The organism is Mesorhizobium sp. M1312, assembly GCF_040318115.1.
Classification (GTDB): Bacteria; Pseudomonadota; Alphaproteobacteria; order Rhizobiales; family Rhizobiaceae; genus Mesorhizobium.
Window position 1 is genome coordinate 1 of sequence record NZ_JAMYLQ010000019.1, and the last position, 16242, is coordinate 16242.

11 protein-coding genes, 1 pseudogene and 1 riboswitch are annotated in these 16242 nt (G+C 62.6%); of the genes and pseudogenes, 10 read left to right on the plus strand and 2 right to left on the minus strand.

Annotated elements, in window-relative coordinates:
• Window positions 1–357: 357 nt before the first annotated feature.
• Entirely contained in the window at window positions 358–2370 is a 2013-nt protein-coding gene (locus NKH36_RS20870; protein WP_352964257.1) for an acetyl-CoA carboxylase biotin carboxylase subunit, read from the minus strand.
• Between the two features lie 193 nt (window positions 2371–2563).
• Here NKH36_RS20870 and NKH36_RS20875 point away from each other — a divergent pair, with 193 nt between their 5' ends.
• The 8 genes and pseudogenes from NKH36_RS20875 to gcvP all read left to right on the plus strand — a co-directional run bounded on the left by NKH36_RS20875 (window position 2564) and on the right by gcvP (window position 11666).
• On the plus strand, window positions 2564–3691 hold the full coding sequence (locus NKH36_RS20875; protein ID WP_352964260.1) for an S-(hydroxymethyl)glutathione dehydrogenase/class III alcohol dehydrogenase: 1128 nt from the start codon (window positions 2564–2566) through the stop codon (window positions 3689–3691).
• Between the two features lie 136 nt (window positions 3692–3827).
• Window positions 3828–4295 carry a YaiI/YqxD family protein gene (locus NKH36_RS20880; RefSeq protein ID WP_352964149.1) on the plus strand — a complete coding sequence of 156 codons (468 nt, stop codon included), beginning with the start codon at window positions 3828–3830 and terminating at the stop codon, window positions 4293–4295.
• 138 nt (window positions 4296–4433) lie between these two features.
• A pseudogene (locus tag NKH36_RS20885) lies at window positions 4434–5118 on the plus strand (DUF1345 domain-containing protein).
• Window positions 5119–5233: 115 nt separating this feature from the next.
• Window positions 5234–6115, plus strand: a complete 882-nt coding sequence (locus NKH36_RS20890; RefSeq protein WP_352964147.1) for a cytochrome b/b6 domain-containing protein — start codon at window positions 5234–5236, stop codon at window positions 6113–6115.
• A gap of 1 nt (window position 6116) precedes the next feature.
• A complete protein-coding gene (locus NKH36_RS20895; RefSeq protein ID WP_352964144.1) occupies window positions 6117–6905 on the plus strand; it encodes a molybdopterin-binding protein in 789 nt (262 codons plus the stop codon).
• Window positions 6906–7108: 203 nt separating this feature from the next.
• Window positions 7109–7195: riboswitch (glycine riboswitch) on the plus strand.
• Between the two features lie 148 nt (window positions 7196–7343).
• Entirely contained in the window at window positions 7344–8462 is a 1119-nt protein-coding gene (gene gcvT / locus NKH36_RS20900; protein WP_352964141.1) for a glycine cleavage system aminomethyltransferase GcvT, read from the plus strand.
• A gap of 8 nt (window positions 8463–8470) precedes the next feature.
• Window positions 8471–8839, plus strand: coding sequence for a glycine cleavage system protein GcvH (gene gcvH, locus NKH36_RS20905; protein ID WP_352964138.1), 369 nt, complete (start codon window positions 8471–8473; stop codon window positions 8837–8839).
• A gap of 16 nt (window positions 8840–8855) precedes the next feature.
• Window positions 8856–11666: an aminomethyl-transferring glycine dehydrogenase gene (gene gcvP / locus NKH36_RS20910; protein WP_352964135.1), complete on the plus strand. Its 2811-nt coding sequence runs from the start codon at window positions 8856–8858 to the stop codon at window positions 11664–11666.
• Window positions 11667–11737: 71 nt separating this feature from the next.
• On the opposite strand, the gene NKH36_RS20915 is transcribed toward gcvP, so the two are convergent.
• Window positions 11738–12904, minus strand: a complete 1167-nt coding sequence (locus NKH36_RS20915) for a GGDEF domain-containing protein (protein WP_352964132.1) — start codon at window positions 12902–12904, stop codon at window positions 11738–11740.
• 265 nt (window positions 12905–13169) lie between these two features.
• On the opposite strand from NKH36_RS20915, the gene parE reads away from it, so the two are divergent.
• Both parE and NKH36_RS20925 read left to right on the plus strand, forming a co-directional pair.
• Window positions 13170–15221, plus strand: coding sequence for a DNA topoisomerase IV subunit B (gene parE, locus NKH36_RS20920; protein WP_352964129.1), 2052 nt, complete (start codon window positions 13170–13172; stop codon window positions 15219–15221).
• A 294-nt stretch (window positions 15222–15515) separates the two neighbouring features.
• Window positions 15516–16190, plus strand: coding sequence for an outer membrane protein (locus tag NKH36_RS20925; RefSeq protein ID WP_352964127.1), 675 nt, complete (start codon window positions 15516–15518; stop codon window positions 16188–16190).
• The last annotated feature ends 52 nt before the right edge of the window (window positions 16191–16242 follow it).

The following is a 16242-nucleotide window of genomic DNA, read 5'->3' on the forward strand; positions in this document are numbered from 1 at the left end:
CCACCCCCCACACGGGGCCGCCGCGAAACCCGCCGAGCCCGCCCCAAATCGCCCTACTCCCGGCCCATTTGTTGCCCCCCCCGCCCGGCACCTCCGGCCCCCGCGCCATAAAAAACGGGGGGGCGGCGCAAGGGATCGCGTGGAAGTGTCTCATTCGCCATGATTTTTCAGCGCCGCCTCACAAGGACTCAGTCGATGAAGATGTATTGTCCGGCACCGGACGATGCGAGTCCAGCGGTAGTGATTCGAGTCTGCGAGCTCGCGATACATTGCTTTATGACGGCAGTTATGCTAGGAATATATGCATGGTGCTGATATGCCAGTGACCCGCCGCCGAGGCGGGTTTTTGTTTCAGCCTCACGCGAATTCCATGATCACCGCATCGACGGCGAGACTGTCGCCTGGCTTCGCCTTGAGTTTCGACACGGTGAGATCGCGCTCGGCGCGCAGCACGTTTTCCATCTTCATAGCCTCGACCACGGCCAGCGTCTCGCCGGCCTTGACCTCCTGCCCCTCGGCAACGGCGATCGATACGACGAGGCCGGGCATCGGGCAGAGCAGCATCTTCGACGTGTCCGGCGCCACTTTGTCCGGCATCAGCCTTTCGAGCTCGGCGGTGCGTGGCAGCATGACGCGTGCCGTCACCGACATGCCTTTCCAGGCCATGCGAAGCCCGTTCGGCACCGGCCTGATCTGCGCTGCAACCCTGCTATTGCCTACCCTGCCGCGCCAGATGAGATCGCCCGGATGCCAGTCGGACGTGACCGTCAGCGCCCTGCCGCCGTCAATCGACAGATCGATCGCCATCGGAATGGAGATCATGCCTTCGATAACGGAGGCCGAAAGGTAGACCTTGCCGATCTTGATCACCCAGTCGCGTTTTAGGACACCCGAATGCGGCGCCAGCCGCCCGCCGAGCCGGTCGAGCCGGTCGCGGCGCAGCAGTTCGACCGCGGTGGCGATCGCTGCCAGCACCGCCTTCTCCTCGCTATCAGGCACGATCGGCGCGAAGCCATCAGGATATTCCTCTGATATGAAGGCGGTCGATATCAGCCCTTCCCGCCAGCGCGGATGCTGCATCAGCGCCGCCAGGAACGGCATGTTGTGCTCGATGCCGTCGACGACGAAGCTGTCGAGCGCGTCCGACATGGCGTCTATTGCCGCGAGCCGCGTCGGCGCCCAGGTGCACAGCTTGGCGACCATCGGGTCGTAGAACATCGAGATTTCCGACCCCTCGGTGACGCCGGTATCGTTTCGGACGACGATTTCGCCCAACCGTCCCTCTTCCGGCGGCCGGTATCTCGTCAGCCGACCGATCGACGGCAGGAAATTGCGATACGGGTCCTCGGCGTAGAGGCGGCTTTCCACCGCCCAGCCGTTCAGCTTGACGTCGCTTTGCTTGATAGCGAGCTTTTCGCCGGCAGCTATGCGGATCATCTGCTCGACCAGATCGATGCCGGTGACGAGCTCGGTCACCGGGTGCTCGACCTGCAATCGCGTATTCATTTCAAGGAAATAGAAGTTCTTTTGGCTATCGACGATGAACTCGACCGTGCCGGCGCTCTCATAGTCGACCGCCCTGGCCAACGCCACCGACTGCTCGCCCATGGCTTTCCGGGTCTTGGCGTCGAGGAAAGGCGAAGGCGCCTCCTCGACGACCTTCTGGTTGCGGCGTTGGATCGAGCATTCGCGCTCGCCGAGGTAAAGCGCGTTGCCATGCGCGTCGGCCAGCACCTGGATCTCGATGTGGCGCGGATCGACCACGAACTTTTCGATGAAGACGCGGTCGTCGCCGAACGAGCTTTTGGCCTCCGACCGCGCCCGGTCGAACCCGTCGCGCACCTCGGCCTTGCTCCAGGCGATGCGCATGCCCTTGCCGCCGCCACCGGCCGAGGCCTTGATCATCACGGGATAGCCGATCTCGCCAGCTATTTTCTCGGCATGACCGGCATTCTCGATGACGCCAAGCCAGCCGGGTACGGTCGACACATTTGCAGCATTGGCGAATTTCTTCGATTCGATCTTATCACCCATCGCCCTGATCGCTTTGGGTTTCGGGCCGATGAAGACGATGCCTTCTTTCTCCAGCGCCTCGCAGAAGGATGCGCGTTCGGACAAAAACCCGTAGCCGGGATGCACGGCTTCAGCACCCGTCGTCTTGCAGGCAGCGATGATCTTTTCCGGGACCAGATAGCTTTGCGCGGCCGGCGAAGGCCCGATATGTACAGCCTCGTCGGCCATCTCGACATGCACGGCGTCGCGATCGGCGTCCGAATAGACCGCGACGGTGGCGATGCCCATCTTGCGCGCCGTCTTGATGACGCGGCAGGCGATCTCGCCACGATTGGCGATCAGGATTTTTGTGAACATGCGGGTCGCGTTCCCTCGGCTGCCTTTCTTTTATGGGCTTCACCCGGGCGGTCAAGGCAAGTTGGCGTATATCCCGGGCGCAAGTCGGCTGACGCCCACCAAAACCCGGCTACCAACTGTCAATTCGTCCCATAGTCCAGAACCTGCAGATACGCTAAAGCTCGCCTCGATTGCAGATTGAGAGGAGATGCTGATGAAAACCCGTGCCGCTGTCGCTGTCGCCGCCGGAAAGCCGCTGGAAATCCTGGAGGTCGACCTCGACGGCCCGCGCGCGGGCGAGGTGCTGGTCGAGATCAAGGCGACCGGCATCTGCCACACCGACGAATTCACGCTGTCGGGCGCCGATCCCGAAGGCATCTTTCCGGCGATCCTCGGCCATGAGGGTGCGGGAATCGTCGTCGATGTCGGTAAGGGCGTCACCTCGGTCAAGAAGGGTGACCACGTCATCCCGCTCTACACGCCGGAATGCCGGCAATGCCCATCCTGCCTGTCCAGAAAGACCAATCTGTGCACCGCGATCCGCGCCACCCAGGGCCAGGGCTTGATGCCGGACGGCTCGTCGCGCTTCTCGATCGGCAAGGACAAGATCTTCCACTATATGGGCTGCTCGACCTTCTCCAACTTCACCGTGCTGCCCGAGATCGCGGTGGCCAAGGTCAATCCCGACGCCCCCTTCGACAAGATCTGCTACATCGGCTGCGGCGTCACCACCGGCATCGGCGCAGTGATCAACACCGCCAAGGTCGAGATCGGCGCCACGGCCGCCGTCTTCGGCCTCGGTGGCATCGGCCTCAATGTCATCCAGGGGCTGCGCCTTGCCGGCGCTGACATGATCATCGGGGTCGACCTGAACAACGACAAGAAGGAATGGGGCGAGAGATTCGGCATGACGCATTTCGTCAATCCGAAGGAGATCGAAGGCGATATCGTGCCCTATCTCGTCAACATGACAAAGCGCGGCGCCGACCAGATCGGCGGCGCCGACTACACGTTCGACTGCACCGGCAGCACCAAGGTGATGCGGCAGGCGCTTGAGGCATCGCACCGCGGCTGGGGCAAGTCGGTGGTCATCGGCGTTGCCGGCGCCGGCCAAGAGATCTCGACGCGGCCGTTCCAGCTCGTCACCGGACGCACCTGGATGGGCACCGCCTTTGGCGGCGCGCGCGGCCGTACCGACGTGCCGAAGATCGTCGACTGGTACATGGACGGCAAGATCGAGATCGACCCGATGATCACCCACACACTGAAGCTGGAAGACATCAACAAGGGTTTCGACCTGATGCATGAGGGCAAGAGCATCAGGAGCGTGGTGGTTTATTAAGTGAAATTGGCTCTGATGGGCTACATCGCGGCATGGACCACGAAGAGGTCCGAAGCGTTGCAGGGATAGCGACCGCCCGAATATCATCGATGAAGCCCGGCGAAGCCGCCAGGCTTCGTACGCGTTGGAACGAACGATGCCCGTACCTGCCATTTACGTCGATGCCGACGCTTGTCCGGTGAAGGCCGAGGTCGAGAAAGTTGCCGAGCGCCATGGCGTCGTCGTCACCTTTGTCTCCAATGGCGGCCTGCGCCCGTCGCGCGATCCGATGATCCGCAACGTCGTCGTGTCCAAAGGCGCCGACGCGGCCGACGACTGGATCGTCGACAATGCCAAGCCCAACGACATCGTTGTCACGGCCGATATCCCGCTTGCCGCCCGCACGGTGGCTCTTGGCGCCCACGTGCTTGGCCCGACCGGGCGCCCGTTCACGCCGGAAACGATCGGGATGGCGGTGGCGATGCGCGACCTCAAGCAGCATCTGCGCGAGACCGGCGAAAGCAAGGGGTACAATGCCAGTTTCGCGCCGCAGGACCGCTCGCGATTTCTCGGCGAGCTCGACCGCATCTTGCGGCGTGCGCTGAAATCCGCCGCGCTGGGCTAGCGCTTCGACCCCGGACCGGAGGTCAGCGCAGCAAAACCGGGAATCGATGTTCGGCATCATGCGCGGTCAAAAGTGCTATAATGTGCGAGTCCTAAAAGACGAGCGGCGGTACGACGGACCGCCATCAGAGGCCGGGCGATGACGACCGAGATGCCCCTGAAGAAAACACTGCACCGCCATATGCAGTTCGCGGTGTCGGCCTGCATAGGTGTAGTAGCGCTGGCGCTTGCGCTGGTCTTACGCACTCCACTCGCCTTTTCGATCGGCGCCAATGCGTTTTTCGCCGCTTACACCGTCATCGTCATTGCCCAGATGCCGCAGCTCACCGACCGCTATCTGAGCAAGCATGCCCGCGCCACCGACCAGCCGGTGCTGGTCATCTTTGCGGTGACGCTGATTGTCGTCGCCGTCGCCATCATCTCGTTGTTCCAGTTGATCAATCGCGAGGGCAGCGCGCATCCTATCGAACTCACCTTCGCGCTGCTGTCGATCCCCCTCGGCTGGTTCACCATCCACGCCATGACGGCGCTGCACTACGCACATGTTTACTGGCTGAACGATGAAGAGACCGATCACGGCAGCAAAGCGAAGCAGAAAAAGCCCGTCGGCGGCCTTTTTATTTCCCGGTAAGGAGCAGCCGGACGGCTGGGATTTCCTCTACTTCTCGACCACCGTTGGCATGACCTCGCAGACCTCCGATACCGCGGTCTCGACCACGCAAATGCGTCGTATCGTGCTTTTGCATTCGATCGTGTCCTTCTTTTTCAATACAGTGATCGTCGCCGCTGCGGTCAACCTCGCCGTCAGTCTCGGAAGCCGGTAGTACCAAGGCAGGCCGTAATATTTCCGTGATCGGATGAAACATCGCTTTGGCTGGCAACGTAGTGGGAGGAGAACGACCGGAAAGGCCGAGTGAGCGGCCGGGAGGACGCGAAACAATGAAACCGGTTGCCAGGAGCCAATCCACCGTCGGGCCAGATAGTGCCGCGCGGAAGGATGCGACGCTGATCTACCGGCAATCGCGCTGGACGCGACTGACGCACTGGCTCTGGGCCATCTCGCTGTTCTTCATGCTGCTTTCCGGCCTGCAGATCTTCAATGCCCGCCCCCAGCTCTATATCGGCAAGGAGTCGGGATTTGCATACAACAACACCGTCTTCGCCATTGGCGCCGAGAACACCGCAAACGGTCCGCGCGGCTACACCGAAATCTTCGGCAAACGCTTCGACACAACCGGTGTGCTCGGCTGGTCGGGGCCGGCGGGTCGGGAGACGTCCCGCGCCTTCCCGTCCTGGGCGACGATCCCCTCCTATTACGACCTCGGCACCGCCCGCGTCTTCCATTTCTTCTTCGCCTGGATACTGACCACGACACTGGTCGTGTGGCTGGTCGCCAGCCTGAGCAACGGTCATCTGCGCCGTGATCTTGTCCCGCGCATCGGCGATCTCAGGCGCTTGCCGCGAGACATCGTCGATCATGCCAAATTCAAGTTCCACCACACGCGCGAATACAACACGCTGCAGAAGATGGCCTATGGCAGCGTGATGTTCGTGCTGCTGCCGCTAATGATCATCACCGGCCTCGCCATGTCGCCGAGCATGAATGCGGTGCTGCCATTCCTAAACGATCTGCTCGGCGGCCGGCAGACGGCGCGGACGATTCATTTCATCGTGATGCTGCTGCTCGTCGCCTTCTTCATCATCCATATCCTGATGATCTTCGCCGCCGGCCCGATCAACGAGCTGCGTTCCATCATCACCGGCTGGTACCGAACCGACCCGCCGGCGCCTGGCAGCAAGACGCCCGAGAGGAGTGCGTGAGATGGCGAAGTTTGTGATCAGCCGCAGAAAATTCCTGACCTCGGCCAGCCTCGGCGTCTCCGGTATCATGCTGTCGGGTTGCGATGCCTTCGACAACCAGATTCGCGTCGGCGACGACCTGCGCAGCTTCCTCGAAGGCGCCAACGGCCTGACCTGGCGCGCGCAACGCCTGCTCGCCGGCGATTCGCTGGCGCCGGAATTCACCGAAGCCGACATTCGCCAGCCGCAACGGCCGAATGGCGTCACAGCGCCGGACGACGATGTCTACAAGGGCCTGCTCGCCAACAATTTCGCCGACTGGCGGCTTGAGGTTTCCGGCCTTGTCGAAAAGCCGCTGTCGCTGACCCGCGAGCAGCTGATGAACATGCCAAGCCGCACCCAGATCACCCGCCACGACTGCGTCGAAGGCTGGAGTTGCATCGCCAAATGGACCGGCACGCCGCTGTCGTTGGTGCTTGATCAGGCGGTGGTCAAGCCGCAGGCGCGCTACGTGATGTTCCATTGCTTCGACACGATCGACCGCAGCCTGTCCGGCGACATCAAATATTACGGCTCGGTCGATCTGGTCGATGCCCGTCACCCGCAGACGATCCTTGCCTATGGCTTGAACGGCAAGCCGCTGCCAGTCGAGAACGGCGCGCCGCTGCGCGTCCGCGTCGAGCGCCAGATCGGCTACAAGATGCCGAAATATCTCCGCAAGATCGAACTGGTCGACGATTTCGCCACTATCGGCGGCGGCAGGGGCGGCTATTGGGAGGACAATGGCTACGACTGGTACGGCGGCATTTGACCAACCCCGGAACGACGCTCAGTAGCCATCGTCGCTGTCAGCGCCGGGGCTGCGCATGGATGTATCGGTCCCCAACATCAGCAACGTCTTGAGAAACCGGCAAACTGCGTGGTTAGCGAAGACTTGTCGGTAAGGTGTCGCTGGCAGGTGACAAGGTGTCGCCCACAGGCTATGGATGACGAGTCGAGGGCTCAATTGAGTCCTACCTGTTTGCGGGAGAGAGCAGCGAGAGCTGCCGCCGAAGGGGAAATCGCCCGAAATCTCTCAGGCAAAAGAACCGTAGACGGGAAAGACACTCTGGAAAGTCGGGGCTTGCCCCCGCGCCGAAGGTGTAAGCGCTGCCGACAGAGTTACGGGGCGCGAGTCTCTCAGGCTTCAGACAGAGGGGCACGGACTGGTCGCCATTCGCGGCCGATTGCGTGCGACTCTGGAGATGACATGACGGGCGACGACACCAAACACCTTCCCCTCGAAGACCTGCACGCGGCCGCCGGTGCGCGCTTTGGCGCGTTCGCCGGCTGGTCGATGCCGCTGACCTATCCGGCCGGCGTGATGAAGGAGCACCTTCATACCCGCGAACATGCCGGCCTGTTCGACATCTCGCACATGAAGCTGTTCGAGATCCGTGGCCCGGGCGCTGAGGCGCTGCTCAATCGTGCCTGCCCGCTCGACGCCGGCGCGCTTGAGATTTCCCAGTCCAAATACACGTTCTTTCTCAATGAAGCGGCCGGCATCATCGACGATCTGATCGTCACCAGGCTCGGCCAGCAACGCTTCATGGTCGTCGCCAATGCCGGCAATGCCGAAGCCGACGAAAAGCACTTGCGCGCCCTTGCCCTAGATTTTGAGGCAAAGGGTGATTTTGAGGCCAAGATCGATGCACTCGACCGCGTCTTCTTGGCGGTCCAGGGGCCCGAGGCCTGGGCCGCCTTGTCCCGCGCCGGCATCGAGACCGGATCGCTGCTGTTCATGCACGGCTTTGAACCCCGCGAGAACTGGTTCATGAGCCGGTCGGGCTATACCGGCGAAGACGGTTTCGAGATCGGCCTGCCGGAAGCGGATGCGCGAAATCTCGTCGCCAAACTGCTCGAGGACGAGCGCGTGATGTGGGTTGGGCTGGCCGCCCGTGACAGCCTGCGGCTCGAAGCAGGGCTGTGCCTGCACGGACTGGACATCACGCCTGAGATCGACCCGGCCAGCGCCGGGCTGATGTGGGCGATCCCGAAGGAGGTTCGCGCCTCTGGCGCTTTCATCGGCGCCGACGCATTGCGTTCAATCCTGGAGCGCGGCCCGGCGCAGAAACGCGTCGGCCTGAAGCCGGAAGGCCGCCAGCCGGTGCGCACTGGCGCTGCCCTTTTCGACGCCGACGGCGATCCCGCCGGCCACGTCACCTCCGGCGGCTTCGGCCCGTCGGCCGCCCATCCGGTCGCCATGGGATATGTCCAGACGTCGCTGGCTAAACCTGGCGCAAAACTCTTCGCCGACGTTCGCGGGACCAAAATCCCGGTCGATATCAATCCCCTGCCCTTCACGCCGCATCGCTACCGCAAAGGATGAACCTTCTCATGGCAAAAACCTATTTCACCGAAGATCACGAATGGCTCCGCGTCGAAGGCGGTGTCGCCACCGTCGGCATCACCGACTACGCGCAGGAGCAGCTCGGCGATCTCGTCTTCGTCGAATTGCCGGAGCTTGGGAAAAAGCTGGCCAAGGGCGATACGGCCGTCGTGGTCGAATCCGTCAAGGCGGCATCGGACGTCTATGCACCGGTCGACGGCGAGATCACCGAGGCCAACACCTCGCTTTCGTCGGACCCGTCTTTGGTCAATTCGGCGGCGACCAGCGACGGCTGGCTGTGGAAGATGAAGCTGGCCGATGAAAGCCAACTCGAAGGCCTCCTGGATGAGGTCGCCTACAAAGCCCATATTGGTTGATAGCAGGACCAGGAAGATGACCGCAGCACCCTACGCCTTCTCGGCCCGCCATATCGGCCCCGGCCTCAATGACGTCAGAGCCATGCTGGCGACGATCGGCGTTCCCTCAGTCGAGACGCTGATCAGCCAGGCTGTGCCGAAATCGATCCGGCTCGACCGGCCGCTGGCCTTGCCGGCCCCGGCGAGCGAAGCGGAGGCGCTGGCCGAGCTTTCAGCGACAATGGCGAAAAATACAGTTCTGAAGAGCTTCATCGGCGCCGGCTACCACGGCGTCCACGTGCCACCGGTCATCCAGCGCAATCTGTTCGAGAACCCGGCCTGGTATACGGCTTACACGCCCTACCAGGCCGAGATCAGCCAGGGCCGGCTCGAAATGCTGTTCAATTTCCAGACGCTGGTCACCGAACTGACCGGCCTGCCGGTGGCGTCGGCCTCGCTGCTCGACGAGGCGACGGCGGTGGCCGAGGCTGTCGGCATCGCGTTACGCCATCATCGCGACAAGCGGACCAAGGTGGCGCTGGCCGGCACGCCGCATCCGCAGACGCTCGACGTCGTGCGCACCCGCGCCGAACCGCTCGGCATCGAGGTCGACGGCGAAACCATCGACGACAATACCGCCGCTCTGCTGGTCTCCTGGCCCGACACTTTTGGCGTCTATGGCGACCACAAGGCGGCAATCGAGAAAGCCCGCGCCACCGGCGCGCTGGTCGTCTTCATTGCCGATCCGCTCGGGCTGACGCTGACCGAAGCGCCGGCAAGGCTTGGCGCCGACATCGCCGTCGGCCCGATGCAGCGCTTCGGCGTGCCGATGGGCTTTGGCGGGCCGCACGCCGCCTATTGCGCCGTCTCCGACAGGCTGACGCGGCTGATGCCCGGCCGCCTTGTCGGTCAGTCCACCGACAGCAAGGGCCGCCCCGGCTATCGCCTTGCGCTCCAGACGCGCGAACAGCATATCCGCCGCGACAAGGCGACCTCCAACATCTGCACCGCGCAGGCGCTGCTCGCCAACATGGCGACGGCCTATGCGATCTGGCATGGCCCTGCCGGGCTGCAGGCGATTGCCGGCCGAATCCATTCATTGGCCAACCGCCTGGCCGCCGGCCTCAAGGCAGCAGGAATTTCGGTGCTTGGCCCCAGCCGCTTCGACACGGTGACGGTGGAAGTGAAAGGCAGAGCCGGCGCAATCGCCGCTGCCGCTGAAAAGACCGGCCGATTGCTGCGCGTCATCGACGCCGACCACATCGGCATCAGCTTCGACGAGACCTCGACCGATGCCGATCTGGACGCGATCGCGGCGCTGTTCGGCGCCAAGGCAGGCGCCGCTACCGGCAGCACCATGCCCGGAAAGCCGCGCGGCAAGGCGTTTCTCAGCCAGCCGGTCTTCCACGAAAACCACTCGGAAACGGAGATGATGCGCTTCCTGCGCCGGCTGGCCGACAAGGACCTGGCCCTCGACCGCGCCATGATCCCGCTCGGCTCCTGCACGATGAAGCTCAACGCCGCCGCCGAGATGATGCCGGTGAGCTGGCCAAGCGTCGCTAATCTGCATCCATTCGCGCCGGCCGAGCATTCGGCAGGCTATCGCGCGATGGTCGGCGAACTGGAAGGCTGGCTGTCGGAGATCACCGGCTTCGATGCGGTCAGCCTGCAGCCCAATGCCGGCAGCCAGGGCGAGTATGCCGGGCTGCTCGCCATTCGCAGCTATCACCGCTCGCGCGGCGAAGGCCACCGCACCGTCTGCCTGATTCCGTCATCCGCGCATGGAACCAATCCGGCGAGTGCGGCGATGGCCGGCATGAGCGTCGTCGTCGTGCGCTGCACCGAGGATGGTAATATCGATATGGACGATATGAGTGCCAAAGCCAATGAGCATTCCAAGAATCTCGCCGCGCTTATGTTCACCTATCCCTCGACGCATGGCGTATACGAGGAAGGCGCGCGCCATCTCTGCGCCCTCATTCACGAGCATGGCGCCCAGGTCTATTTCGACGGCGCCAACCTCAACGCCTTGGTCGGCCTCGCTCGCCCCGGCGACATCGGCGCCGATGTCTGCCACATGAACCTGCACAAGACGTTCTGCATCCCGCATGGCGGCGGCGGTCCCGGCGTCGGCCCGATCGGCGTCAAGGCGCATCTGAGACCGTATCTGCCCGGCCACGTCACCGAAGGCTCTGGCCATGCCGTGTCGGCCGCGCCGTTCGGCAGCGCTTCGATCCTGCCGATCACCTGGATGTATATCCGCATGATGGGCGCTTCCGGCCTGAAGCAGGCGACCGAGACGGCGATCGTTTCCGCCAACTACGTGGCGACGCGGCTCGCGCCGCACTTCCCGCTCCTCTACAAGGGCAGGCACGCTCGCATCGCCCATGAGTGCATCCTCGACACCCGCGTGCTCAAGGAGAGCTCCGGCATCAGCGTCGACGATATCGCCAAGCGGCTGATCGATTATGGTTTCCATGCGCCGACCATGTCGTTTCCAGTGGCCGGCACGCTAATGGTCGAGCCGACCGAGTCCGAGCCCAAGAGCGAACTGGATCGCTTCTGTGAGGCGATGATCGCGATAGCGGGCGAGGCAGCCAAGGTGGCGAAAGGCGAATGGCCCCTGGCCGACAATCCGCTGGTCAATGCGCCGCATACCGCGGCCGAGGCGCTGGCCGGCCAGTGGAGCCATCCCTATTCGCGCCTGGAGGCGGCCTACCCGGCCGGTGATGCAGACTCATCAGCCAAATACTGGCCGCCGGTGTCGCGCATCGACAATGTCGCCGGCGATCGCAACCTCGTCTGCTCCTGCCCGCCGCTGTCGGAATATCTGGGCGCGGCGGAGTAGACAATGATCCCGAAAAGTGGAATCCGGTTTTCGGACAAGATCATGGTCTAACAAGAAGATAGAAGCCTCAATCAGGCAGAACGCAAGGCCGGCGCGCCGGCCTTGCTCGTCTTCTGGGCGACGACGCGATTTCGCCCGGCGCGCTTTGCCGCATAGAGTGCTGCGTCGGCTTCGGCCAGCACGTGGTCGAGACTGGTGCCACCCGTCCCGCCAAAGCCGATGCCGCCACTGACTGTGCTGCGCAAAGGACCAAGCTGGGTGGCCACGACTTCCGTGCCGAAGGCGACGCTGATCTTACTCGCAATATCGTAAGCCTTCTCCTCTGTCATCCGCGACATGACGAGGACGAATTCCTCGCCGCCCAGCCGGAAGGCGTCGACGCCGGTCCTGGCATATTTCCTGATGACAGCGGCAAAGCGGCGCAGAACCTGATCACCGACCGGATGACCGAATACGTCGTTCGTTTTCTTGAAATGGTCGAGATCGAACATGGCGACGGACATGAACGGGCCGAAAACCCGCTCGCCGTAGAATGCCGTCAACGCCCGCCGGTTCATCAACCCGGTCAATGGGTCGGTCATGGTCTCGGCCTTCAATTCGATCTGCGCCTGCAAATGGTGCAGGGAGAGCGTCAGTGCGCCGAGCCCGGTCATGCAGGCGACCGCCACGACGGAATTCAACCGTTCGGCCCAGTTGTCGGGTGCAACGCCGAGCACCCATTGGCCCTCGACCAGCAGGACCGCGCCGCAAAGCACGAAGGACAGCGCACAGACGCCGCTCAGGAACGAAACGACCAGCAATATCCGGCGATCATGACCACCTTTGATCCAGAACATCACCCCGATAAGCGTGAGCAGCGCCGTAACCGTCGCGTAGCTGACGATGAAGCCGACGCCATCAAAGCCGAGGGACGTCGCGCCTGCGCAAACCGCCATCGCAGCCAAGGTCGGCAAGATGGCGCGCCTGTAGTCGCGCATGCCGAGATACTGCATGGCCGAGAGGCAGAGGGTCAGGAAGCCCAGGCTGAGAAGCGCAAGCACAATCTGGCAAAGCCAGGGGCTGGGATGCCTGGCATAATGCCAGAACAAGACCACATGCGCGACGAGCACGAGAATGCCGCACGCAACAGTCAGGACAAAGCCTGCCTGTGGCGCGGAGAACCAGATCGCAAACATGGTGATGCTGAGGCACGTGCCCGACAGCGCCGCCGCGAGCAGGAGCGAACTGTAATCCAACATGCGCCAGCAGCAGCCTTTTCACGGGTTCTGCCGCATTCTAGGCCAGCGGCAGTGGACGGATACCGTTTTTCGACCAACCTTCAATGTAACCTTCGGACAAGGTTTACAAAGCGTCGATCCCTCAACCCATTTCCGCCGCTTGGTTGTCGGATGGTTTTGCAGTAAGAGGCTCTATCCTCGAACGTAACAGGAACCTCCGTCGCCTGCCCGCAAAAAGCGTGGCAGTATCGGGTGGTGATTCGCAGCATCGGAATCCAGGACCAGCATGGACGAAAATAACGATCTTTTCGGCACTATGGACAAGCAGCCGCAACCGGTTCGCGCCACCGCTCGCCCGGCTGACCCGCTGGTACAGGCGGCGAAGCGCCCGGGATCCCGCGACGGCAGCGAGAGCTACAGTGCCGCCGACATCGAGGTACTGGAAGGGCTGGAGCCGGTGCGGCGGCGACCCGGCATGTATATCGGCGGCACCGACGACAAGGCGATGCACCATCTGTTCGCCGAGGTCATCGACAATTCGATGGACGAGGCGGTCGCCGGCCACGCGACCTTCATAGATGTCGAGCTTTCGGCCGACGGATATCTGGCAGTCACCGATAATGGCCGCGGCATTCCGGTCGACCCGCATCCGAAATTCAAGAAGCCGGCACTCGAAGTCATCATGACGACGCTGCATTCGGGCGGCAAGTTCGACAGCAAGGTCTACGAGACCTCGGGCGGCCTGCACGGGGTCGGCGTCTCCGTCGTTAACGCGCTGTCAGACCATCTTGAGGTCGAGGTCGCGCGCGGGCGCCAGCTCTATCGCCAGCGTTTTTCGCGCGGCGTTCCGGTGACTGGCCTGGAGCAACTCGGCGAGGTGCATAACCGGCGCGGCACCAAGATACGCTTCCATCCCGACGAGCAGATCTTCGGCAAGGGTGCGGCATTCGAGCCGGCGCGGCTCTACCGCATGACGCGCTCGAAGGCCTATCTGTTCGGCGGCGTCGAGATCCGCTGGACCTGCGATGCGTCGCTGATCAAGGAGAAGGACACGACGCCGGCCAAGGCCGAGTTCCATTTTCCCGGTGGCCTCAAGGACTATCTGAAAGCCTCGCTCGGCGACGAATTCCAGGTCACCCGCGAAATCTTTGCCGGCAAAAGCGACAGGCAAGGCGGCCACGGTTCGCTCGAATGGGCAGTGACCTGGTTCGGCGGCGACGGGTTCCTCAATTCCTACTGCAACACCATCCCGACCGGCGAAGGCGGCACGCACGAGGCCGGCTTCCGCAACGTACTGACACGTGGTTTGCGCGCCTATGCCGACCTGGTCGGCAACAAGCGTGCTTCGATCGTCACGTCGGAAGACGTCATGATCTCGGCGGCGGGTATGCTGTCGGTGTTCATCCGCGAACCGGAATTCGTCGGCCAGACCAAGGACAGGCTGGCGACGATCGAGGCGATCAGGATCGTCGAGACCGCTATCCGCGACCCCTTCGATCACTGGCTGGCCGACAACCCGCAGGAAGCTTCGAAGCTGCTCGAATGGGTGATCGCGCGTGCCGACGAACGGGTGCGTCGCCGCCAGGAGAAGGAAGTGTCGCGCAAGAGCGCGGTGCGCAAGCTGCGCCTGCCCGGCAAGCTCGCCGACTGCACGCAGAATGCCGCGGCCGGCGCCGAGCTCTTCATCGTCGAGGGCGATTCGGCCGGCGGCTCGGCAAAACAGGCGCGCGACCGCGCCAGCCAGGCAGTGCTGCCGCTGCGCGGCAAGATCCTCAACGTCGCCAGCGCCGGCAACGACAAGCTGGCCGGCAACCAGCAGATTTCCGACCTGATCCAGGCGCTTGGCTGCGGCACACGCTCGAAATACCGCGATCAGGATCTGCGCTACGACCGGGTCATCATCATGACCGACGCCGACGTCGACGGCGCCCACATCGCCTCGTTGCTGATCACCTTCTTCTATCAGGAGATGCCGAGCCTGGTCCGCGGCGGCCATCTCTATCTGGCGGTGCCGCCGCTCTACTCGATCCGGCAAGGCGGCAAGATCGCCTATGCCCGCAACGATGCGCACAAGGACGAACTTCTGCGTACCGAGTTCACCGGGCGCGGCAAAGTCGAAATCGGCCGCTTCAAGGGGTTGGGCGAAATGATGGCCGCCCAGCTCAAGGAAACCACCATGGACCCGAGAAAGCGCACGCTGCTCAGGGTCGATGTGATCGACGCCGAGGCGGCGACCAAGGATGCGGTCGACGCGCTGATGGGCACCAAGCCGGAAGCCCGCTTCCGCTTCATCCAGGAACGTGCGGAATTCGCCGAGACGGAAGTGCTGGATATCTGAGCGTCTTCTGCTCGGCGAACCGCAAACGGCGACCGTCACTGTTGCAAGGCAGTATGTGGCTGGCATCACCGTGCGAAGCGAGGCACCGCCGGTGCCGCTTTGTCGTGTCAAGCAGCGCTGAAAGCGCCGAAATCGTTGAGTCTGCTGCCTTGAAGTCCGGCGACTTCTGCAATTTCGTGTCCTATTTGCAACAAAACAGAGGAACCGTTGTCCAACCGCCGCTAAGAGGGACCGCGCAAATGGATCAAGCCAGCTGTTCTAAGGTAGCTTGGTACCAATATTAGGGGGCAAATTATGCGCAAGATTCTTCTCGCATCGATTCTCGTTATAGGCTCATCCGAGGTTGCGATCTCGGCCGACGCTGTGATCGATACACTACCCGTTGAGTCAGCCTACAACTGGAGCGGCGCCTATTTGGGCGGATTTATCGGCTACGGTTTTGGTGACACCGAACATCTCAATCCGCCCGCTGAGACGGGAGATCTGGACATCGACGGGGTCATTGGCGGCGTCGCCCTGGGCTACAACTACCAGATGGACCAATACGTTCTTGGCGTCGAGGCAGACATTGCCTGGTCGGGCATAGAAGGTTCCCACGGGCCAGCTTTGTTCAACTCGTTCAATTGCGGGTCGGGCGCGTGCGAGACGGAAGTCAACTGGCTTGCCACAATTCGCGGCAGGGCGGGCTATGCTTTCGACAATATTCTGCCATACGTAACCGGTGGTGTGGCGATCGGAGGCGTGGATGCACGCATCGAAAATGCTCCCACGTTGCAAGACGGCGAGGAGACTCAGGTCGGCTGGACGGTGGGTGCAGGTATTGAATACGGCATCACGCAGCAATGGACTGCCAAGGTCGAGTATCTCTACACTGATCTCGGAGATTGGCGGTACGACAGCGACGGCTCCGACTTCAGCGCCACGGCAGAGTTCTCCACCGTGAAGTTTGGTGTCAATTATCGGTTCTGATTATCGGCCGGTCCTGATTTCTCGCTCGGGTGTTGTAAAATGCCCGAGCTTC